Origin of the sequence: Amycolatopsis lexingtonensis (genome assembly GCF_014873755.1) — a bacterium.
GTDB classification, from domain to species: Bacteria; Actinomycetota; Actinomycetes; order Mycobacteriales; family Pseudonocardiaceae; genus Amycolatopsis; species Amycolatopsis lexingtonensis.
The window spans coordinates 2,045,963-2,062,620 of sequence record NZ_JADBEG010000001.1 but is presented as its reverse complement, the minus strand read 5'-3'; the positions used below and the strand labels follow the sequence as shown (position 1 = coordinate 2,062,620).

Annotated in this window: 19 protein-coding genes; 7 read left to right on the top strand and 12 right to left on the bottom strand. The window is 72.6% G+C overall.

Annotated features, from left to right (window positions below; genetic code table 11):
* Positions 1-6: 6 nt before the first annotated feature.
* On the bottom strand, positions 7-522 hold the full coding sequence (locus H4696_RS09625) for a GNAT family N-acetyltransferase (protein ID WP_192782204.1): 516 nt from the start codon (positions 520-522) through the stop codon (positions 7-9).
* Between the two features lie 43 nt (positions 523-565).
* Here H4696_RS09625 and H4696_RS09620 point away from each other — a divergent pair, with 43 nt between their 5' ends.
* Together H4696_RS09620 and H4696_RS09615 are read left to right on the top strand one after the other, a co-directional pair.
* Positions 566-1,129 carry a helix-turn-helix domain-containing protein gene (locus tag H4696_RS09620; protein WP_086862445.1) on the top strand — a complete coding sequence of 188 codons (564 nt, stop codon included), beginning with the start codon at positions 566-568 and terminating at the stop codon, positions 1,127-1,129.
* Positions 1,130-1,178: 49 nt separating this feature from the next.
* Positions 1,179-1,820 carry a DUF1345 domain-containing protein gene (locus tag H4696_RS09615; RefSeq protein ID WP_086862446.1) on the top strand — a complete coding sequence of 214 codons (642 nt, stop codon included), beginning with the start codon at positions 1,179-1,181 and terminating at the stop codon, positions 1,818-1,820.
* Here H4696_RS09615 and H4696_RS09610 read toward each other — a convergent pair.
* Positions 1,807-2,772, bottom strand: a complete 966-nt coding sequence (locus H4696_RS09610) for an SDR family NAD(P)-dependent oxidoreductase (RefSeq protein WP_086862447.1) — start codon at positions 2,770-2,772, stop codon at positions 1,807-1,809. The two genes, H4696_RS09615 and H4696_RS09610, sit on opposite strands and share 14 nt — an antisense overlap.
* 40 nt (positions 2,773-2,812) lie before the next feature.
* Positions 2,813-3,418 carry a TetR/AcrR family transcriptional regulator gene (locus H4696_RS09605; RefSeq protein ID WP_086862448.1) on the bottom strand — a complete coding sequence of 202 codons (606 nt, stop codon included), beginning with the start codon at positions 3,416-3,418 and terminating at the stop codon, positions 2,813-2,815.
* 22 nt (positions 3,419-3,440) lie between these two features.
* Between H4696_RS09605 and H4696_RS09600 the strand changes: the two genes are divergently transcribed.
* From H4696_RS09600 to H4696_RS09590, 3 genes are read left to right on the top strand one after another with little or no spacing between them, the layout of a single operon-like run.
* Positions 3,441-3,896, top strand: a complete 456-nt coding sequence (locus H4696_RS09600) for an SRPBCC family protein (RefSeq protein WP_086862449.1) — start codon at positions 3,441-3,443, stop codon at positions 3,894-3,896.
* Positions 3,897-3,929: 33 nt separating this feature from the next.
* Positions 3,930-4,535, top strand: coding sequence for a TetR/AcrR family transcriptional regulator (locus H4696_RS09595; protein WP_086862450.1), 606 nt, complete (start codon positions 3,930-3,932; stop codon positions 4,533-4,535).
* The gene (locus H4696_RS09590) at positions 4,519-6,141 is read left to right on the top strand and encodes an acyl-CoA dehydrogenase family protein (protein ID WP_086862451.1); all 1,623 of its coding nucleotides are present in this window, start codon (positions 4,519-4,521) and stop codon (positions 6,139-6,141) included. Before H4696_RS09595 ends, H4696_RS09590 begins: the two co-directional genes overlap by 17 nt.
* Here the strand turns inward: H4696_RS09590 and H4696_RS09585 are convergent.
* On the bottom strand, positions 6,138-6,629 hold the full coding sequence (locus H4696_RS09585; protein WP_086862452.1) for a pyridoxamine 5'-phosphate oxidase family protein: 492 nt from the start codon (positions 6,627-6,629) through the stop codon (positions 6,138-6,140). The genes H4696_RS09590 and H4696_RS09585 overlap by 4 nt on opposite strands.
* 76 nt (positions 6,630-6,705) lie before the next feature.
* A complete protein-coding gene (locus H4696_RS09580) occupies positions 6,706-7,239 on the bottom strand; it encodes a TetR/AcrR family transcriptional regulator (protein ID WP_086862453.1) in 534 nt (177 codons plus the stop codon).
* A gap of 77 nt (positions 7,240-7,316) precedes the next feature.
* Here H4696_RS09580 and H4696_RS09575 point away from each other — a divergent pair, with 77 nt between their 5' ends.
* Entirely contained in the window at positions 7,317-8,531 is a 1,215-nt protein-coding gene (locus tag H4696_RS09575; RefSeq protein WP_086862454.1) for an FAD-dependent monooxygenase, read from the top strand.
* On the opposite strand, the gene H4696_RS51190 is transcribed toward H4696_RS09575, so the two are convergent.
* The 6 genes from H4696_RS51190 to H4696_RS09550 all read right to left on the bottom strand — a co-directional run bounded on the left by H4696_RS51190 (position 8,507) and on the right by H4696_RS09550 (position 14,599).
* The gene (locus H4696_RS51190; RefSeq protein ID WP_338064936.1) at positions 8,507-8,884 is read right to left on the bottom strand and encodes a mycothiol transferase; all 378 of its coding nucleotides are present in this window, start codon (positions 8,882-8,884) and stop codon (positions 8,507-8,509) included. The genes H4696_RS09575 and H4696_RS51190 overlap by 25 nt on opposite strands.
* A gap of 37 nt (positions 8,885-8,921) precedes the next feature.
* On the bottom strand, positions 8,922-9,098 hold the full coding sequence (locus tag H4696_RS51185) for a mycothiol transferase (RefSeq protein WP_338064937.1): 177 nt from the start codon (positions 9,096-9,098) through the stop codon (positions 8,922-8,924).
* Between the two features lie 161 nt (positions 9,099-9,259).
* Positions 9,260-10,351, bottom strand: coding sequence for an SWIM zinc finger family protein (locus tag H4696_RS09565; protein WP_086862455.1), 1,092 nt, complete (start codon positions 10,349-10,351; stop codon positions 9,260-9,262).
* Positions 10,348-12,822 carry a DEAD/DEAH box helicase gene (locus tag H4696_RS09560; protein ID WP_192783012.1) on the bottom strand — a complete coding sequence of 825 codons (2,475 nt, stop codon included), beginning with the start codon at positions 12,820-12,822 and terminating at the stop codon, positions 10,348-10,350. Before H4696_RS09560 ends, H4696_RS09565 begins: the two co-directional genes overlap by 4 nt.
* 71 nt (positions 12,823-12,893) lie before the next feature.
* Complete coding sequence (locus H4696_RS09555; RefSeq protein WP_086862456.1) at positions 12,894-13,676, bottom strand: ABC transporter permease; 783 nt, start codon at positions 13,674-13,676, stop codon at positions 12,894-12,896.
* The gene (locus H4696_RS09550; protein WP_086862457.1) at positions 13,673-14,599 is read right to left on the bottom strand and encodes an ATP-binding cassette domain-containing protein; all 927 of its coding nucleotides are present in this window, start codon (positions 14,597-14,599) and stop codon (positions 13,673-13,675) included. Before H4696_RS09550 ends, H4696_RS09555 begins: the two co-directional genes overlap by 4 nt.
* Positions 14,600-14,681: 82 nt before the next feature.
* Between H4696_RS09550 and H4696_RS09545 the strand changes: the two genes are divergently transcribed.
* Complete coding sequence (locus tag H4696_RS09545; RefSeq protein ID WP_086862458.1) at positions 14,682-15,458, top strand: TetR/AcrR family transcriptional regulator; 777 nt, start codon at positions 14,682-14,684, stop codon at positions 15,456-15,458.
* Here the strand turns inward: H4696_RS09545 and H4696_RS09540 are convergent.
* On the bottom strand, positions 15,441-16,610 hold the full coding sequence (locus tag H4696_RS09540; RefSeq protein ID WP_086862459.1) for a cytochrome P450 family protein: 1,170 nt from the start codon (positions 16,608-16,610) through the stop codon (positions 15,441-15,443). The genes H4696_RS09545 and H4696_RS09540 overlap by 18 nt on opposite strands.
* Positions 16,611-16,658: the final 48 nt, after the last annotated feature.

Below are 16,658 nucleotides of genomic sequence, written 5' to 3'. Positions count from 1 at the left end.
TGCTTGTCACGTTAGCTCGGCCGGCGGTGATGTGCAACCTTCAGTTGCGCTGAGGTCGCGCTGGACCCAGGCGACGTCGTGCCAGGCGCCGTGCTTCCAGTCGACGCGGCGGTAGACGCCCGCGGGTTCGAAGCCGAGGGCGCGGTGCAGTCCGGCGCTCGCTTCGTTCGGCAGGGTCATGCCGGCGAAGGCGCGGTGGAAGCCGCGCTCGCGCAGCCGGGCGAACAGCGTCTCGTACAGTGCGCGCCCGGCTCCGGTGCGGCGGCGGCCGCGTTCGAGGTAGATGCTCGTCTCGCAGGACCACCGGTAGGCGGCGCGGGCGGCGAAGGGGGTCGCGTAGGCGTATCCGGCGATGTGGCCGTCGTCTTCGAAGACGAACCAGGCGTGGGCCGCGGTGATGCGGCGGGCCATTTCGGTGTCGTCGGGTGGGTCGGTTTCGAAGGAGATGGCGGTGTCGGTGACGTAGGGCGCGTAGATGGCCGCACAGGCAGGGGCGTCTTGCGGAGTGGCGTCGCGAATCATGGCTCATATGGTAGCCACGATGAGTCGTATAGTATCCAGTGTTATGACCGATCCCCTGTCTGCCCGCTTGGCGGCGACTGTGCACGCCACCCGGACCTCCCGTGGTCTTTCGGCCGCGGCGCTCGCCGAACGGTCGGGGGTGTCGCGCGCGATGATCGGCAAGATCGAGCGGGGTGACGTGCAGCCGACGGCGGCGTTGCTGGCGAAGCTGTCGGACGCGCTGGGCCTGACGCTGTCGGAGCTGATCGCGCGCGCCGAGGGTGACGAGCGGCGGCTGGTGCGCGCGGCGGAGCAGCCAGTGTGGGTGGACCCGGACACCGGGTACCGCCGCCGGGCGGTCTCCCCCGCCGGCGGCCGTCCGCTGGAGCTGGTGGAGGTCGAGCTGCCGCCGGGTGCCGAGGTGCCGATGGCGGCGGGGACGTACGCGTTCCTGCACCAGCAGATCTGGGTGCTGGCCGGGCAGTTGCGGTTCCGGGAGGGGGCGCAGGTGCACGAGCTGGGTGCCGGGGACTGCCTGCAGCTGGGCGCGCCGGCGGACTGCGTGTTCGCGAACCCGGGTGCGCTCCCCTGCCGGTACCTGGTGGCGCTGGTCAATCACGCCACCTGACCAGGTGATCCGGGGTGCCGCCGGGCGCGGGGGCGGTTAGCTTCGCGCGGTGCGTCGTCTGCGGAGGATCTGGTACCAGTGCGCGGAGTTCCTGCTGGTGCTGCTCGGGCTGGGCTGGCTGGTCGCGCCGGACACCGGGCTGGACGTGGTGTTCCTGCTGGCGTGGGACGTGCTGGCGGTGGCGGTGATCGTGACGAGGTTCCTGCGGATCCGGCGGTACCGGCTGGCCGGTGACGGCGCGCCGGCGTGGTTGCACAGCCTGCTGGGGCGCCGGTCGAGTTTCGCGGCGACGGTGCTGGTGAGTGTGGTCGGGATGTCGGCGGGGCTGCTGATCCTGACGGCGAACGTGATCGCCGAGGAGGACGGCGAGTACGCGTTGGTACTGCAGATCAGCGCGGTGCCGGCGGTGCTGGCGGCGTGGATCCTGCTGCACTTCGGGTACGCGGACCGGTACGCGCACCTGCACTACCGGGGCACGCCGGGGCCGGGGTTGCGGTTCCCGGCGACGGAGCGGCCGAACCTGCTGGATTTCGCGTACTTCGCGTTCACGGTGGGGACGTCGTTCGCGACGTCCGATGTGGAGGTTCAGGCCCGGTCGATCCGGTACACGGTGCTGACGCACAGCGTCATGTCGTTCGTCTACAACACGGCGATCCTGGGGATCGCGGTGGGCGTGCTCACCGGGAAGTAGCGTCGACGCCGGTGAGTTCGGCCGAGAGCGCCCAGAGGCGGGCGGCTTCGGCGGGGTCGATGGCGTAGTCGCGGACACCGACGCGGAGCCCGACGTCGGTGACGCCGTCGCCGTCGGGTGCGGGTTCGGCGATGTCGCAGTCTTCGAGGTAGACGCCGCCCATGCCGTCGAGGCGGGGTGAGGTGGCGGCCCAGACCTGGGTGGCGGCGCCGGCTTCGGGGGTTTTGAAGTAGCCGCTGGGGACGCCGTTTTCGTCGACCCAGCCTTGGGCGACGCGCTCGGCCGGCGGGATGTGGCGGACGAGGTTGGTGAGGATGGAGCCGGGGTGCAGGGCGAAGGCGCGTACGCCGCCCTCGCGGCCGAAGCGGTCGAGGTGGACGGCGAAGAGGATGTTGGCGGTTTTGGCCTGGCCGTAGGCGAGCCACTTGTCGTAGCCGGTTTCGAAGTGGGGGTCGGCCCAGCGGATGGGTGAGAGGTGGTGGCCGCGGGAGGAGACGGAGACGACGCGGGCGCCGTCGGCGATGGCCGGCCAGAGGCGGTTGACCAGGGCGAAGTGACCGAGGTGGTTGGTGGCGAACTGGGCCTCCCAGCCGGGGCCGACGCGGGTTTCGGGGCAGGCCATGACGCCGGCGCTGTCGATGACGAGGTCGAGCCGTCGGCCGGTGGCGAGGAAGCGGTCGGTGAACGCGCGGACGCTGTCCAGGGCGCCGAGGTCCAGTTCGTCGACTTCGGCGATGCCGCGGAGGGCGGTTTCGGCGGTGGCGCGGCGCCGGGCGGGGACGATCACGTGGGCGCCGGCGTGCGTGAGGGCGCGGGTGGTTTCGAGGCCGATGCCGGAGTAGCCGCCGGTGACGAGGGCGAGCTTGCCGGTGAGGTCGATGCCGTCGAGGACTTCGGTGGCGGTGCTGGTGGCGCCGAAGCCGGAGCCGATCTTGTGCTGCGGGGTGGTCATGGGGTCGACGGTAGGAGCTGGAGTGCGCTCCGGGGCAAGCTCAGTCGCGCAGGTGGAGTGCCGCGATCGAGGCGTCGAGCCACGCGGTCAGGAAGCGGTCCGGTTCGAGGTCGCCCGGGGTGTGTCCGATGAGGACGTCGAGGATCGGGTAGTAGGTCAGCGATGCGACGAGCACCGCGGCGGTCGCGCGCGGGTCGGTGACGTCGGCTCTCCCCTGGTCCCGCAGTGTGGTGATCCATTCCGTGCCCCGGTGGTAGACGGTGGCGACGACGCCTTCCCACATGCGCTCGAACAGTGCGGGGAAGCCGGTGAATTCGCGGATCATCAGGCGGATGAGGTCGCGGTCGGCGGCCATGAACGCCCAGACGGCGTCGGCGAGCACGCGCAGGGCTTCGCGGGGGTCTTCGGGGAGTGACGTGGTTTCGGCGGTGCTGGTGCTCAGCCGCGTGAGGTTGTCGTGGACGGCGGCTTCGAGGAGGGCCGCTTTGGACGGGAAGTGCTTGTAGAGGGCGCCGCTGCCGGGGTTGAGGCCGCATGCGGTCTGGATGTCGGCGACGGACGTGGCGTCGTAGCCGCGGGTGGCGAAGAGGCGGACGGCTTCGTCGAGGATGCGGCGGCGGGTGACGCCGGGGGTTGTACGGGCCATAGTGAGAAATTACTCTCTTTCTATGGTGGAAGTGACCGTGAAACAGACCGTGTCGTGCACTCCCGAAGCCTTCCTGGCCCTGGTGATGGACCCGCGGCGGTACGCGCAGGTCGACCGCAAGCTCGGCCCGATCGACTGGGTGCGCCGGGACGGCGACGTGACCGAGTTCCGGTTCCGGTCGGCACTGCCCGGGCTCGGTCCGGGGCCGAAGATCGTGTCGCGGATGACGCTGACGCGGGGTGAGCGCGTCGACGTGCGCCTGCCCGACCGCCCGGAAAACCGGCTCGCGCGGCGGGTGTCGACGTTCGAAGCCTCCTTCGTGTGCGTGCCGGTGGCCGGCGGGACGCGGGTGACCCGGCGGATCGCGTTCGGGTTCGCCGCTCCCCTGCGCTGGCTGGCCGAACCGCTGCTGCGCCGCAAGCTGCGGGCCGACGTCGAGGCCGAGGTGCGGGGCGCGAAGCGGCTGCTGGAGCGTTGACTGAAGTAGTGAATCAGTGCTTCACTTCTTCACGTGCCCTACCGCCGCACCCCGAAGGTGCAGGAACGCCTGGACGCCCAGCGCGCGACGATCGTCGCCGCGGCGACCGAGCAGCTCGCCGAGCACGGCTACAGCGGGTGCTCCGTCGCCGCGGTCGCCGAGCGCGCCGGGGTCGCCGTGGGAAGTGTCTACAAGCACTTCCCCACCAAGGCCGACCTGGTCGTGCACGTGTTCCGGCAGGTCGTGACGCGGGAGGTCGAAGCCGTGCGGGCCGCGTCCGCGCGGCCGGGTGCGCCCGCCGAACGGGTCCTGGCGGTGTTCGAGACCTTCGCCCAGCGCGCGCTGAAGGCGCCGCGGCAGGCCTACGCGCTGCTCGCCGAGCCGGTCGACGCGCTGATCGACGCCGAGCGGCTCGAGTTCCGGCGCGCGTTCACCGAGGTGGTCGCCGAGCACGTCGCCGCCGGGGTGCGGCAGGGCGCGCTGCCGCCGCAGGACGGCCGGCTCACCGCCGCCGCGCTGGTCGGGGCCGCCGCCGAAGTCTTGATCGGCCCGTTGACCAGCGGTAACGCCGGTGATGTCGCCGAGCTCCGCACATTCGTCGTCCGCGCTCTAGGAGGTTCCGATGCCCGCCACGCATGAGGTCACCAACCAGGTCCCGCCGCTGACCGGCCACGACGTCGGCGACGACCCGGCGCTGCTGGAAGGGCTGGAGCGGGCGGGTGCGGGGTGGGCCGCGGGCGAGGTGCACGAGCTGGGCCGGCTGGCCGGGAGCGAGCGGGTCCAGGAGTGGGGCCGGCTGGTCAACGAGAACGAGCCGGTGCTGCGCACCCACGACCGCTACGGCAACCGGATCGACGAGGTCGAGTTCCACCCGTACTGGCACGAACTCATGAACGTCGCGGTGTCGCACGGGCTGCACGGCACGCCGTGGCGCGACGGCCGCGAAGGTGCCCACGCGGCGAGGGCGGCGAAGTTCTACGTGTGGGGCCAGGCCGAGTTCGGCCACAGCTGCCCGATCTCGATGACCTACGCGGCGATCCCGGCGCTGCGGGCCAATCCGGAGCTCGCCGCGCGGTACGAGCCGCTGCTGGCCGCGACCGAGTACGACTTCGGGCTGCGCGAGCCGGGCACCAAGCGCGGCCTGATCGCGGGCATGTCGATGACCGAGAAGCAGGGCGGCTCCGACGTCCGCGCCAACACGACCACGGCGACCCCGAGCGCGGACGGCAGCTACACCCTCGTCGGGCACAAGTGGTTCACCTCCGCGCCGATGTCGGACATGTTCCTGACGCTGGCGCAGGCCCCCGGAGGGCTGTCGTGCTTCCTGCTCCCCCGCGTCCTGCCCGACGGCTCGCGCAACCCGATCCGGCTGCAGCGGCTGAAGGACAAGCTGGGCAACCGGTCGAACGCGTCGTCGGAGATCGAGTACGACAACGCCGTGGGCTGGCTGGTCGGCGAAGAGGGCCGCGGGGTCCGCACGATCATCGAGATGGTCAACAACACCCGGCTGGACTGCACGCTGGGCAGCGCGTCCGGGATGCGGCTGGGCACGGTCCGCGCGGTGCACCACGCGACCCACCGCCACGCCTTCGGCAAGGCTTTGGTCGACCAGCCGCTGATGGCCAACGTGCTGGCCGACCTCGCGGTCGAGTCGGAAGCCGCGACGACCGTGGCGATGCGGCTGGCCGCGGCGGGCGACCAGCCCGATGACCCGCAGGAGCAGGCGTTCCGGCGGCTCGGGCTGGCGGTGTCGAAGTACTGGGTGTGCAAGCGCGCGCCGGTGCACGCGGCCGAGGCCCTGGAATGCTTCGGCGGCAACGGCTACGTCGAAGAGTCGGGCATGCCGCGGCTCTACCGCGAGGCGCCGCTGTCGTCCATTTGGGAGGGTTCGGGCAACGTGGCGGCGCTGGACGCGTTGCGCGCCATGGGCAAGCAGCCCGAATCGGTGGCGGCGTTCTTCACCGAGGTCGAGCAGGCCGCCGGCGGCGACGCGCGGCTGGACGACGCCGTCGACCGCCTCCGCAAGGAGCTGACCGACCTGGACGCGATCGAGTACCGGGCGCGGCGGGTGGTCGAGTCGATGGCGCTGGTCCTACAGGGTTCCCTGCTGGTGCGCCACGGTCACCCGGCGGTCGCGGACGCGTTCTGCGCCTCCCGCTTCGGCGGGGACTGGGGCATCGCGTTCGGCACGCTCCCGGCCGGCGTCGACACGGGAGCGATCATCGAGCGCGCCGCCGTCCGCTAACCGCGTTCGGCCCGCTGCCGGGCCAGCTCCTCGACCGCGCTGGGCAGGGTTTCCTCGAAGTCGATCAGCTTCGCCCAGGTCGGGGTGACGACGATCCGGACCATGCCGTCGTAGAGCGAGCGCACCTCGCGCTCCCACTCGACGCGCTGCTCGGGCGTCATCTCGTAGCTGCCGTTCATCTGCAGGTACTCCGCCGGGATGCCGTCGACGACGTCGAGTTCGACGCGGCCGCGGATGAGCAGGATCTTCGGCGGGTGGGACTCGGTGTCGATCGTCAGCGCGACGGCCGGGTTCGCCCGCAGGGAGCGCAGTTTCGGCATGTTCTTCGCGGTGCACATGACGATCTCCGAGCCGTTCCAGGTGAACGCCATCGGGACCGAGCGCGGGGTGCCGTCCTGGGCGACGTAGGCCAGGCGGGTGATGTCGCGGGCCAGCAGTTCCTTGCTGTACGGCCGGTTCAGAACCTCGGTGATCGCGTGCTGTTCCACGGTGTCCTCCGTCTCCGGGGCGGCCCGTTGTGGCCGCTGCTGACCCTGGGACGGAGCCGCTATCGGGTTTTCGACATCAGCCGCCGAGCGCGTCGAGGGCACCGGCGACCGCGGCGGCTTTCAGCTCGTCGACGGGGGCGTCGGGGAACTGCATGCAGACGTCCTGCAGGCCACCGAGGGCCAGGATCGCGCGGGCCTGCTGCTCGAGCGTGGGCGACGGGCCGCAGATCAGCGTGGTGAGCCGGGTGCGCCAGCCCAGTGCCTTGTCGATGAGGCCGAGGTCGGCCAGCGTCGGCATCTCGGACAGCAGCATGATCACGTCCGCGCGGTGGCGGTAGTTGAAGTCGAAGAACCCCTCGATCAGCTCCCGCACCGGCGCGTCGCCGCGGGCTTCCTGGGCGAGGAGGAACGCCTCGCCGTCGTCGAGCATCGGCTGGACGATGCTGCGGACCAGGTCGTCGCGGGACGGGAAGTGGTAGTAGAGCGCGGGTTTGGTGATGCCCAGCCGGCGGGCGATGTCCTGGAGGCTGGTGCGCTGGACGCCCTGGCTGGTGAACAGGTCGCGGGCGACGTCCAGGATGCGCTGCTTGGTGTCGGAGGGTTTCGGCACCGGCCCAGCATAACTGACTTAACGATAGGTAAGGAACCGTGGTACAACTTACCTACCGTTAAGTCAGGGAGGTACTCATGCGGATCCTCGTCTCCGGCGCCAGCATCGCCGGCCCAGTACTGGCGTACTGGCTCACCCGCCACGGCTTCGACGTCACCGTCGTCGAACGCGCCCCGGCGCTGCGCAAGACCGGCGGCCACGCGGTCGACCTGTTCCGGCCCGCCATGGACATCACCGAGCGGATGGGCGTGCTGCCGCGGGTGGAAGCGCTCAAGACCGGCACCACCCGGATGACGCTGCGCCGCGAAGGCGTCCGCCGTCCGGCGCGGGTGGACCTGTCGAAGATCTACCAGGCCACCTCCGACCGGCACGTCGAGATCATGCGCGACGACCTCAGCGAGATCTACTACGACGCCGGCCGGGACGACGCCGAGTACCTCTTCGGCGACTCGATCACCGCCATCTCCCCCGACGGCGACGTCACCTTCGAACACGCCCCGCCGCGGCGCTTCGACGTGATCGTCGGCGCCGACGGCCTGCACTCGAACGTCCGGCGCCTGGTCTTCGGCGAGGAAGCCGGGCTGACGAAGTTCATCGGCGCCTACCTGGCCGTGCTGTCCCTGCCGGGCACCGCCGACCTCGGCGACGGCGAGACGGTCCTGCACCTCGGACCGGGCCGCACCGCGGGCATCTACAGCGCCCGCCACCTCGACGAGGCCCGCGCCGTGTTCCTGTTCCGCCGCGACGAGGAACTCGGCTACCACCACCGGGACGTCCCGCGCCAGAAGGAACTGCTGCGCGCGGCGTACGCGGGGATGCACCCGCAGGTCGACGGCTGGCTCGCCGGACTGGACGGCCCGGGCCCGTTCTACTTCGACTCGATCACCCAGCTGCGGCTGGAATCCTGGTCGCGCGGCCGCGTCACCCTCGTCGGCGACGCGGGTTATTGCCCCGGTCCGGCCGTCGGCGGCAGCACGAGCCTGGCCGTGCTCGGCGCCTACGTCCTCGCCGGCGAACTGGCCGCGGCGGGCGGGGACCACGAACGCGCCTTCGCCGCCTACGAGCGGGAAATGGCCGAACTGGTCCGCCAAAGCCGCGCCTTCGCCGTCGGAGCGGCCCGGAGCCTGATCCCGGCGTCCCGCGCGGGCGTCTGGGCACTGGCCACCGGCGGCCGGCTCGTCTCGGCCCTGCCGGCCGGGGTCAGCCGCGCGGTCGCGAAGCTGAACACCGGCGGCGTGCGCATGCACGACTCGATGCGGGTCAAGGACTACACGGCCTCCCTGGTGGGCTGACGGTGGTGGTCGGCGGCCGCCTGGACCCGGGCCGTGTAGGCGGCCCACCAGGCGGCGTCACCGATGTCGTCGTGGTCGCCGCCCGCCCGGCCGTCGATCAGCTCGCGCACGATGTCGGCGTGCCCCGCGTGGTGCGCGGTCTCGGCCACCACCCGCACCAGCAGCGAGCCGAACGTCGTACGGCGACGCTCCTCCGGCCACCACGCCACCTCGGCCGGCGCGTCCAGCGGCAGCACCGCGATCGACTCGTCGGAGTGGCGCCACGCAGCCCGATACAGCTCGACCAGCTCCGCCCGGCTCTGGTCCGCGGTCGCCCACATGTCCGCGCTGTCCCAGATCGACCCATCGGCCACCCACGGCAACGTGACCGGCGCCGGCCGGCCCACGCAGTCACCGAGATAGCCGAACTCGCCACCGGCCAGGTTGCTTGATCAGCCCCAGCAGATTGGTGGCCGTCGGTGTCATCGGACGGCGCACGTCGTACTCGCTCAGCCCCGAAAGGGACGCGAGCACGTGGTCGCGGTTCTCCTGAAGATAGCGCCGCAGGTCGGCGGCAAGAGGGTCCATGCCCGCACGCTAGCGACGGGCACCGACAAGAAAGGTCCGGGCGGGCGCGCGGGAAGGTGCCGCAACCCGCGCGCCCGCACCCCCAGTGGCCCGGCGGAACGCCGCCGTCGCGGGACAGGAGGCAGTCACCCCCGCGCTGGATACCGCGAATTCCGCGGGGTTCAGCCCGACAGCAGTCCCGGATCCGTCTCCGGCGGTCCCGACGGCCACCAGGTGTCGCCCTCCCGGCGGTAGGGGTGCCACCGGCCGCGGCGGTCCAGGCGCAGCTGGACGTCGCCGATCGTGCAGTGGTTGCGCTCGAACACCGGATCCTCGCCGTCGAGCGCGGCCCGCGCCGCCGCCAGCACCGGCTTCGGCGGGCTCCACGCCGAGTCGAGCACCTCCAGCCCGTCGCGGCCGCCGAACGTCCACGCCGCCACCGCGCGGTCGAATTCGGGACCCGTGCCGAGCCGGTCCGCCACGGCGGGGAATCGCGCGGCCAGCCGGACCGCGTCGGGCCGGCGTCCCGGCCACGGCTCGCCCGCCAGCACGGCCTGGGCCTGCGCCGAAGCGTTGATCGCCAGCAGCTCGAACGCCTCCGCGGGCACTCCCGGCGCCGCCGGGATCGACGGCGAGCCCGACGGCCGGAACGCCGCCAGGTCCGGCAGCGGCCCCGGCGTCCGGTCCGCCGGGACGACGGCGCCGGCCACCGGCGCGAGCCGGCTTTCCAGCTCGTCCCGGATCTCCCGCTCGCCCCGCCCGCGCATCAGCAGCAGCACGAACGGGTCGGCGTCCAGCAGCCACGACGCCTGGAACGACAACGCCGCCGCGTGCCGGCACGGCAGCTCCCAGCCCGGGCAGTCGCACTCCGGGTCGAGGTCGCCGATCCCCGGCAGCAGGTGCACGCCGGCGTCGTCGGCCGCCTCGACCAGGTCGTGCGGCATGTCCCGGTCCAGCAGCGCCGCCAGGTGCCCGGACCGCGAAGCCACCCGGTCGAAGAACCGCGTCCAGTCGCCGTCCGACAGCTCCGCCAGCCGCAGCTCCGTGCGGAACGGGCCGCCGTCGGCGTCCTCGACCACCGCCGCGATCCGGCCCGGGCTGACCGTGATCGGCCCGACCAGCCCGGCCGCGGCGTACCGGCGGCCCTTCTTCAGCTGCCGCAGATCCAGCGCGGTGTCCTCCATCGCGCGCACCCACGCCCGCCCCCACCACGATCGGGCCAACCGCCCGGCCGCCCCGAACGCGGGGAACCCGCGCACCCGGTCGTCGGTCATCCGCGGCTCCTCAGTTCGACGAGCTCCGCGAGCTCGGTGTCGGTCAGTTCCGTCAACGCCGCTTCGCCGCCGGCCAGCACCGCGTCCGCCAGCGCCCGCTTCTCCCGCAGCATCGCCGCGATCCGGTCCTCGACCGTGCCCTCGGCCACCAGCCGGTGCACCTGCACCGGTTTCGTCTGCCCGATCCGGTACGCCCGGTCGGTCGCCTGGTCCTCCACCGCCGGGTTCCACCAGCGGTCGAAGTGCACGACGTGATCGGCGCGGGTCAGGTTCAGCCCCGTCCCGGCCGCCTTCAGCGACAGCAGGAACACCGGCACCGCACCCTCCTGGAACCGCGCCACCAGCTCCTCGCGGCGGGCGACCGGCGTGCCGCCGTGCAGCAGCTGCGTCGCGATCCCGCGCCCGGCCAGGTGCTTCTCCAGCAGCCGCGCCATGGCGACGTACTGGGTGAACACCAGCACCGCGCCACCCTCAGCGAGGATGGTGTCCAGCAGCTCGTCGAGCAGCTCCACCTTGCCCGACCGGCCGCCCGGCTCTTTGAGGTAATGCGCCGGGTGGTTGCAGATCTGCTTGAGCGCGGTCAGCAGCTTCACGATCCGCCCGCGCCGCGCCATCCCGTCGCTGGCGGCGATGTCGGCCATCAGCTCCCGCACGACCGCCTCGTACAGCGCCACCTGATCGGGGCTCAGCGCCACGGGCCGGTCGGTCTCGGTCTTCGGCGGCAGCTCGGGCGCGATCCCGGGATCGGACTTGCGGCGCCGCAGCAGGAACGGCCGCAGCAGCCGCGAAAGCCGTTCGGCCGCCGCCGGGTCCCCGGCCTCGATCGGCTTCGCCCAGCGTTCCCGGAACTCCGGCAACGACCCCAGCAGGCCGGGCGCCGACCAGTCCAGGATCGCCCACAGCTCCGAGAGCGTGTTCTCCACCGGCGTCCCGGTCAGCGCCACCCGCGCCGCCGCCGGCACCAGCCGCAACGCCTTCGCCGTGCCCGAGCGGTGGTTCTTGACGTGCTGGGCCTCGTCGGCGACCAGCAACCCCCACCGCACCGCGGCCAGCGGCGCCGGATCGGTGCGCAGCGTGCCGTACGTCGTCAGCACGAACCCCTCGAGGTCCTCGAGCGAGCGAGCGCTGCCGTGGAAGCGCCGTACCGGAACGCCGGGCGCGAACCGGTGGATCTCGCGTTCCCAGTTTCCCAGCAGCGACGCCGGGCACACCACCAGCGTCGGCCCCGACGCGCGATGCAGGTGCAGCGCGATCAACGTGACCGTCTTGCCCAGGCCCATGTCATCGGCCAAGCAGCCACCGAGCCCCAGCCCGGTCACGGTGGCCAGCCACTGCAGCCCGCGCAGCTGGTAATCCCGCAGCTGTGCGGCCAGCCCGGCCGGGGGCACCTCGGGCTCCGGCGGCGCGGACAGCCGCTCCCGCAACCGCGCCAGCCAGCCCTCGGTGACGACCTCGACCACTTCACCGTCGACCTCGGTGGTGCCGGTCAGTACCGCGCCGAGCGCGTCGACCGGCGTCAGCGGCTTCAGCACCCGCTCGCGCGCCTTCGCCGCCAGTGCCGGGTCGACCAGCACCCACCGGTCGCGCAGCCGCACCACCGCCCGGCGGGCCTCGGCGAGCGCGTCCAGCTCCGCCTCGGTCAGCACCTCACCGCCCAGTGCGAGCTGCCAGTCGAACTCCAGCGCCCGGCCGCCGCCGAAGAACGACGGCAGATCACCCGGTGCGTCGCCGGCGCGGACCACCGCTCGCGCGGTCAGCGACCCCGCGAGCTCGGCGGGCCAGTGCACGTCGATCCCGGCCGCCGCCAGCCGCGGGGCCGCGGCCGCGACCAGCTCGGTCATCTCGTCCTCGACCAGCGCCAGCTCGTCCGGCACCGCCGAGGTCAGCAGCGGGCTCAGCGCCGGCCAGACCTGCGCACCCCGCCGCAGCGCCAGCACGACGTCGATGCGCGCCCGCGGCCCGAACCGGCCGGTTTCCCACAGCTCCGCCGCGTCGGCGACCTGACCCGGCTCGGCCAGGCTGTGCACCTGCACCACCGCGCGGTAGCGCCCGGCGTCGAACCCGCCGGGCGCCTCGATCCGCAGCGACACCCGGATACCCGAGTCCAGGCCCGCGGCCAGTTCGTCCGCCCAGTCGCGCAGCGGCTCGGCCCGCTGCGGCGCGACCGCGGCGAACAACCGCGTCCCGGCCGCCTTCGCCGCGGCGGGCGTGCGGGGCAGCGTGTCGGCGACGGCGTCGAGGAACGCCCGCAGCAGCGGTTCCGGCGCCCGCCCGTCCGGCGGCATCGCGGCCGCCAGGTCACGCAGCCACGCGGCTTCGGCCGGTTCCAGCGGCCCGGCGCGCCAGGCGTCGTACCCGCCCGCGGTCACCCCCGGCAGCAGCCGTCCCGCCGCGACCAGCCGCAGAGCCGCGGTCGCCGCGACCGCCCAGAACCCCTCGGGCTCCCGCAGCAGTTCCCCCAGTCCAGCCACGATGGACAGCTCGCGGCCGTCCACGACGAGCCGTCCCGCCCGCGGTGGTTCCCCCGGTGTGAAGTCGACGTTCAGTTCCCCAGCCTCCCGTATCGGCGCACGGACAGCGGTACGAAGACCGCGAGCAGTACCAGCGGCCAGACCACGGCCATCAGCACCGGGTGCGTGCTCACCCAGGACGTCCCGGCCGCGCCGGGGTTGCCGAACAGCACCCGCGCGGCGGTCACCGTCGAGGACAACGGGTTCCACTCCGCCACGGTTCCCAGCCACGCCGGCATGGTCGCGGTCGCCACGAACGCGCTGGAGAGGAACCCGAACGGGAACTCCAGGGTCTGCGCGAGCGTCACCATCGCCGGGTCCGACGTCAGCAGCCCCAGGTAGATCCCCGCCCACACCAGCGCCATCCGCAGCAGGAGCAGCAGCGCGAGCGCGGCCAGCGTCTCGGCCGGCGACCCGTGCGGCCGCCAGCCGACCGCGAACCCGCAGCCCAGCAGCACCACCAGCGCCAGCACCGCGTTCGCCAGGTCCGCCGCCACCCGGCCGGTCAGCACCGCCGACGGCGCCATCGGCAGCGACCGGAACCGGTCGGTGACCCCCTTGGCCGCGTCGTCCAGCACCGCGATCATCGTCCCCGACAGCCCGAACGCCATGGTCATCGCGAACATCCCCGGCATCAGGAACTCGCGGTAGGAGCCGCCGCCGGGCACGCTCATCCCGCCGCCGAGCAGGTAGGCGAAGATCAGCACCATCAGGATCGGGAACGCCACCACCGTCGCCAGCCGGGCCGGGCGCCGCGCCAGCTGGGCCAGGTAGCGCTGGGTCAGCGTCCAGCCGTCTTCGAGGGCCCACCTCATCGCGCCACCCCCGTCAGCTCCAGGAACACCTCGTCGAGCGTCGGGTGCCGCAGCGCCACGTCGGCGAACGCCAGCTCGGTCGCCGCCAGCTCGCGCACGACGTCGGCCAGCATGGACGGCTCGGCCGGCGCACTGACCCGCAGTTCCTCGGCGACCGGCTCGGCCCCGGTGACGCGGGCCAGCAACGCCGTCGCCGGCCCGACCACGTCCGGATCGGTCAGCACGAGGTCGATCCGGGTCGCGCCGAGCGAGCCCTTCAGCTCCGCCGGGGTCCCTTCGGCGATGACGCGCCCGTGTTCGACCAGCGAGATGCGGTCGGCCAACTGATCGGCTTCCTCGAGGTACTGCGTCGTGAGCAGCACGGTCGTGCCGTCGGCGACCAGCGACCGCACCGCCCGCCACACCTCGAGGCGGCTGCGCGGGTCCAGCCCGGTCGTCGGCTCGTCGAGGAACAGCACCCGCGGCGCCGCCAGCAGCGACGCGGCCAGATCGAGCCGCCGCCGCATCCCGCCCGAGTAGGCCGACACCGGCTTCGACCCCGTCTCCACCAGGCCGAACCGTTCCAGCAGGTCGTCGGCGCGGCGCGCGGCCTCGCGCCGCCCCAGGTGGTGCAGCCGGCCGAACAGCACCAGGTTCTGCCGCCCGGACAGGATTTCGTCGACCGCGGCCTGCTGGCCGACCAGCCCGATCGCGGACCGCACTTTCGCTGATTCAGTGGCGACGTCGAAGCCGGCCACGCGTGCGACGCCGCTGTCGTGGCGCAGCAGCGTGGACAGCACGCGCACCGCCGTCGTCTTGCCCGCCCCGTTCGGCCCCAGCAGGCCGCACAGGGTGCCCGCCGGAACGGACAGGTCGAAACCGTCGAGGGCGTACGCGTCGCCGTAGCGCTTGCGCACCCCCTCGGCGTGGATCTGCGGAGTCATGCTCCCCCTTTTTACTCTGTACGATGTACGAAGATCGAGGTTAGCACAACTCTGTACGAAGTACGAAGAACGGGTGGGCACAATGGCCGGCGTGAGCACCGAGGACAACGGCGAAAGCGACCCGCGCAAAGCGATCGAGCTGCTCTGGGGCATCTCGCCACCCCCGCGCCGCGGCCCGAAACCGAAGCTGAGCACCGCCGGCGTCGTCCGCGCGGCCGTGCTGCTTGCCGACGCCGACGACATCGAGGCGGTCACCATCCGCCGCGTCGCCGAGCTGCTCGGCGTCTCCCCCATGTCCCTCTACACCTACGTGCCGGGCCGGGCCGAGCTGATCGACCTGATGATCGACCACGTCCACGGCGAACTCCCGGCCACCGAACCGGGCCTCGGCTGGCGCGCGGCACTGACCGCCGTCGCCGAAGCGCAGTGGGCGCTGTTCCACCGGCACCCCTGGCTGCTGCAGCTCACCACCAGCCGCTCACCGCTGGGCCCGCACAGCTTCGCCAAGTACGAGAACGAGCTGCGCGCGGTCGAAGGCATCGGCCTCGACGACGTCGAGATGGACGCCGTGGTCAGCCTGATCACCGGCCTCGTCCGGACCACCGCGCGCAGCTCCGTCGACAACGCCCGCCAGGTCCGCGTCAGCGGCCTGACCGACGCGCAGTGGTGGGAGCGCGCCGCGCCGGTGCTGGCCGACATCCCGGCCGCCGGCCCGGCGCACCACCCGATCTCCTCCCGGGTCGGCACCGCCGCGGGCGAGGCCCACAACGCCGCGGAGAACCCGGGCTACACCTTCCGCTTCGGGCTCGCCCGCATCCTGGACGGCATCGAAGCGCTCATCTCAGAGCGTCAGCAGTAGCCGCGCGGGCCGCCAGGTCCCGCCGTCCGGAGCCCGGGGGACGTCGCCGGCCAGCGCCACGTCCGGGTAGCGGTCGAACAGCATCGACAGCGCCACCTCGGTCTCCACCCGGGCGATCGACGCGCCGAGGCAGAAGTGCGGGCCGTGCGAGAACCCCAGCTGCGCCGGCCCCGTCCGGGTGACGTCGAGGCGGTCGGCGCCGTCGAACACCCGCGGGTCGCGGTCGGCGGCCACCATCGCCGCCGTCACCCGCTCGCCCGCGCGGATGAGCTCGCCGTCGATCTCGACGTCTTCGCGCGCGAACCGCGGGGTGGTCAGCAGCTGCGGGCTGCAGAAACGCATCAGCTCCTCGACCGCCCCCGGCCACAACCCCAGGTCCGCACGAAGCAGTTTCAGCTGGTCCGGATGCCGCAGCAGCGCCTCGACGGCGTTGGCGACGAGGTTGACGGGCGTCTGCCCGGCCAGCACCAGGTGCCACACCAGGGTGACCAGCTCGGTGTCGGTGAGCCGGTCGTCGTCCTGAGCACGCACGAGATCGCCGATGAGGTCGTCGCCCGGCTCGGCCCGGCTGCGCGCCACGGCTTCCTTCGCACCCTCGATGATCGCCGGGATCGCCGCGGCGAAGTCCGGCCCGACGCCGCCCGCGACCGCGGCCCCGTACTCGCGCCAGCGCGGGCGATCGGCCTCCGGGATGCCGGTCAGCTCGCAGATGACGTCCATCGGCAACGGCCGCGCGAAGTGCGCCACCAGGTCCACGACGCCGTCCTCGGCGTGCGCGGGCAGCGCGTCGAGCAGCCGCCCGGTGATGGCGGCCAGGCGCGGCCGCAGCTGCGCGGCCCGCTTCGGGGCGAAGGCCGGGGCGACCAACCGCCGTAGCCGCAGGTGCTCGGGTCCGTCCTGCTCAGCCATGGTCCGCAGGTATTCGAGGCAGTGCTCCGGGATGCCCGGCGGCCGCATGAAGCTCTCGGACCGGACCTCGAAGCGCGGGTCGGCCAGCATCGCGCGGGCCTCGGCGTAGCGGGTCAGCGCCCAGAACGGGCCGAACCCGGGGATGACCAGCTTGGCCACCGCGCTCACTTCCCGCGCGCGGTCGTAGGCGGTGAACGGGTCGGTGAGGACCTCGAGGTCCGTGAGATCGATTTCGGGGGTCATCCACCACTCCAGATGTTCTAATCAGATGTTCATGTCATCTCAGTGGTC

What these genes read in the sequence shown, in the direction of transcription:
- H4696_RS09555 (WP_086862456.1), bottom strand. Translation starts at nt 13,676, where the DNA reads ATGAGGTGGGCCCTCGAAGACGGCTGGACGCTGACCCAGCGCTACCTG.
- H4696_RS09600 (WP_086862449.1), top strand. Translation starts at nt 3,441, where the DNA reads ATGGTGGAAGTGACCGTGAAACAGACCGTGTCGTGCACTCCCGAAGCC.
- H4696_RS09540 (WP_086862459.1), bottom strand. Translation starts at nt 16,610, where the DNA reads ATGACCCCCGAAATCGATCTCACGGACCTCGAGGTCCTCACCGACCCG.
- H4696_RS09620 (WP_086862445.1), top strand. Translation starts at nt 566, where the DNA reads ATGACCGATCCCCTGTCTGCCCGCTTGGCGGCGACTGTGCACGCCACC.
- H4696_RS09575 (WP_086862454.1), top strand. Translation starts at nt 7,317, where the DNA reads ATGCGGATCCTCGTCTCCGGCGCCAGCATCGCCGGCCCAGTACTGGCG.
- H4696_RS09625 (WP_192782204.1), bottom strand. Translation starts at nt 522, where the DNA reads ATGATTCGCGACGCCACTCCGCAAGACGCCCCTGCCTGTGCGGCCATC.
- H4696_RS09550 (WP_086862457.1), bottom strand. Translation starts at nt 14,599, where the DNA reads ATGACTCCGCAGATCCACGCCGAGGGGGTGCGCAAGCGCTACGGCGAC.
- H4696_RS09590 (WP_086862451.1), top strand. Translation starts at nt 4,519, where the DNA reads ATGCCCGCCACGCATGAGGTCACCAACCAGGTCCCGCCGCTGACCGGC.
- H4696_RS09565 (WP_086862455.1), bottom strand. Translation starts at nt 10,351, where the DNA reads ATGACCGACGACCGGGTGCGCGGGTTCCCCGCGTTCGGGGCGGCCGGG.
- H4696_RS09545 (WP_086862458.1), top strand. Translation starts at nt 14,682, where the DNA reads ATGGCCGGCGTGAGCACCGAGGACAACGGCGAAAGCGACCCGCGCAAA.
- H4696_RS51185 (WP_338064937.1), bottom strand. Translation starts at nt 9,098, where the DNA reads ATGGACCCTCTTGCCGCCGACCTGCGGCGCTATCTTCAGGAGAACCGC.
- H4696_RS09605 (WP_086862448.1), bottom strand. Translation starts at nt 3,418, where the DNA reads ATGGCCCGTACAACCCCCGGCGTCACCCGCCGCCGCATCCTCGACGAA.
- H4696_RS09610 (WP_086862447.1), bottom strand. Translation starts at nt 2,772, where the DNA reads ATGACCACCCCGCAGCACAAGATCGGCTCCGGCTTCGGCGCCACCAGC.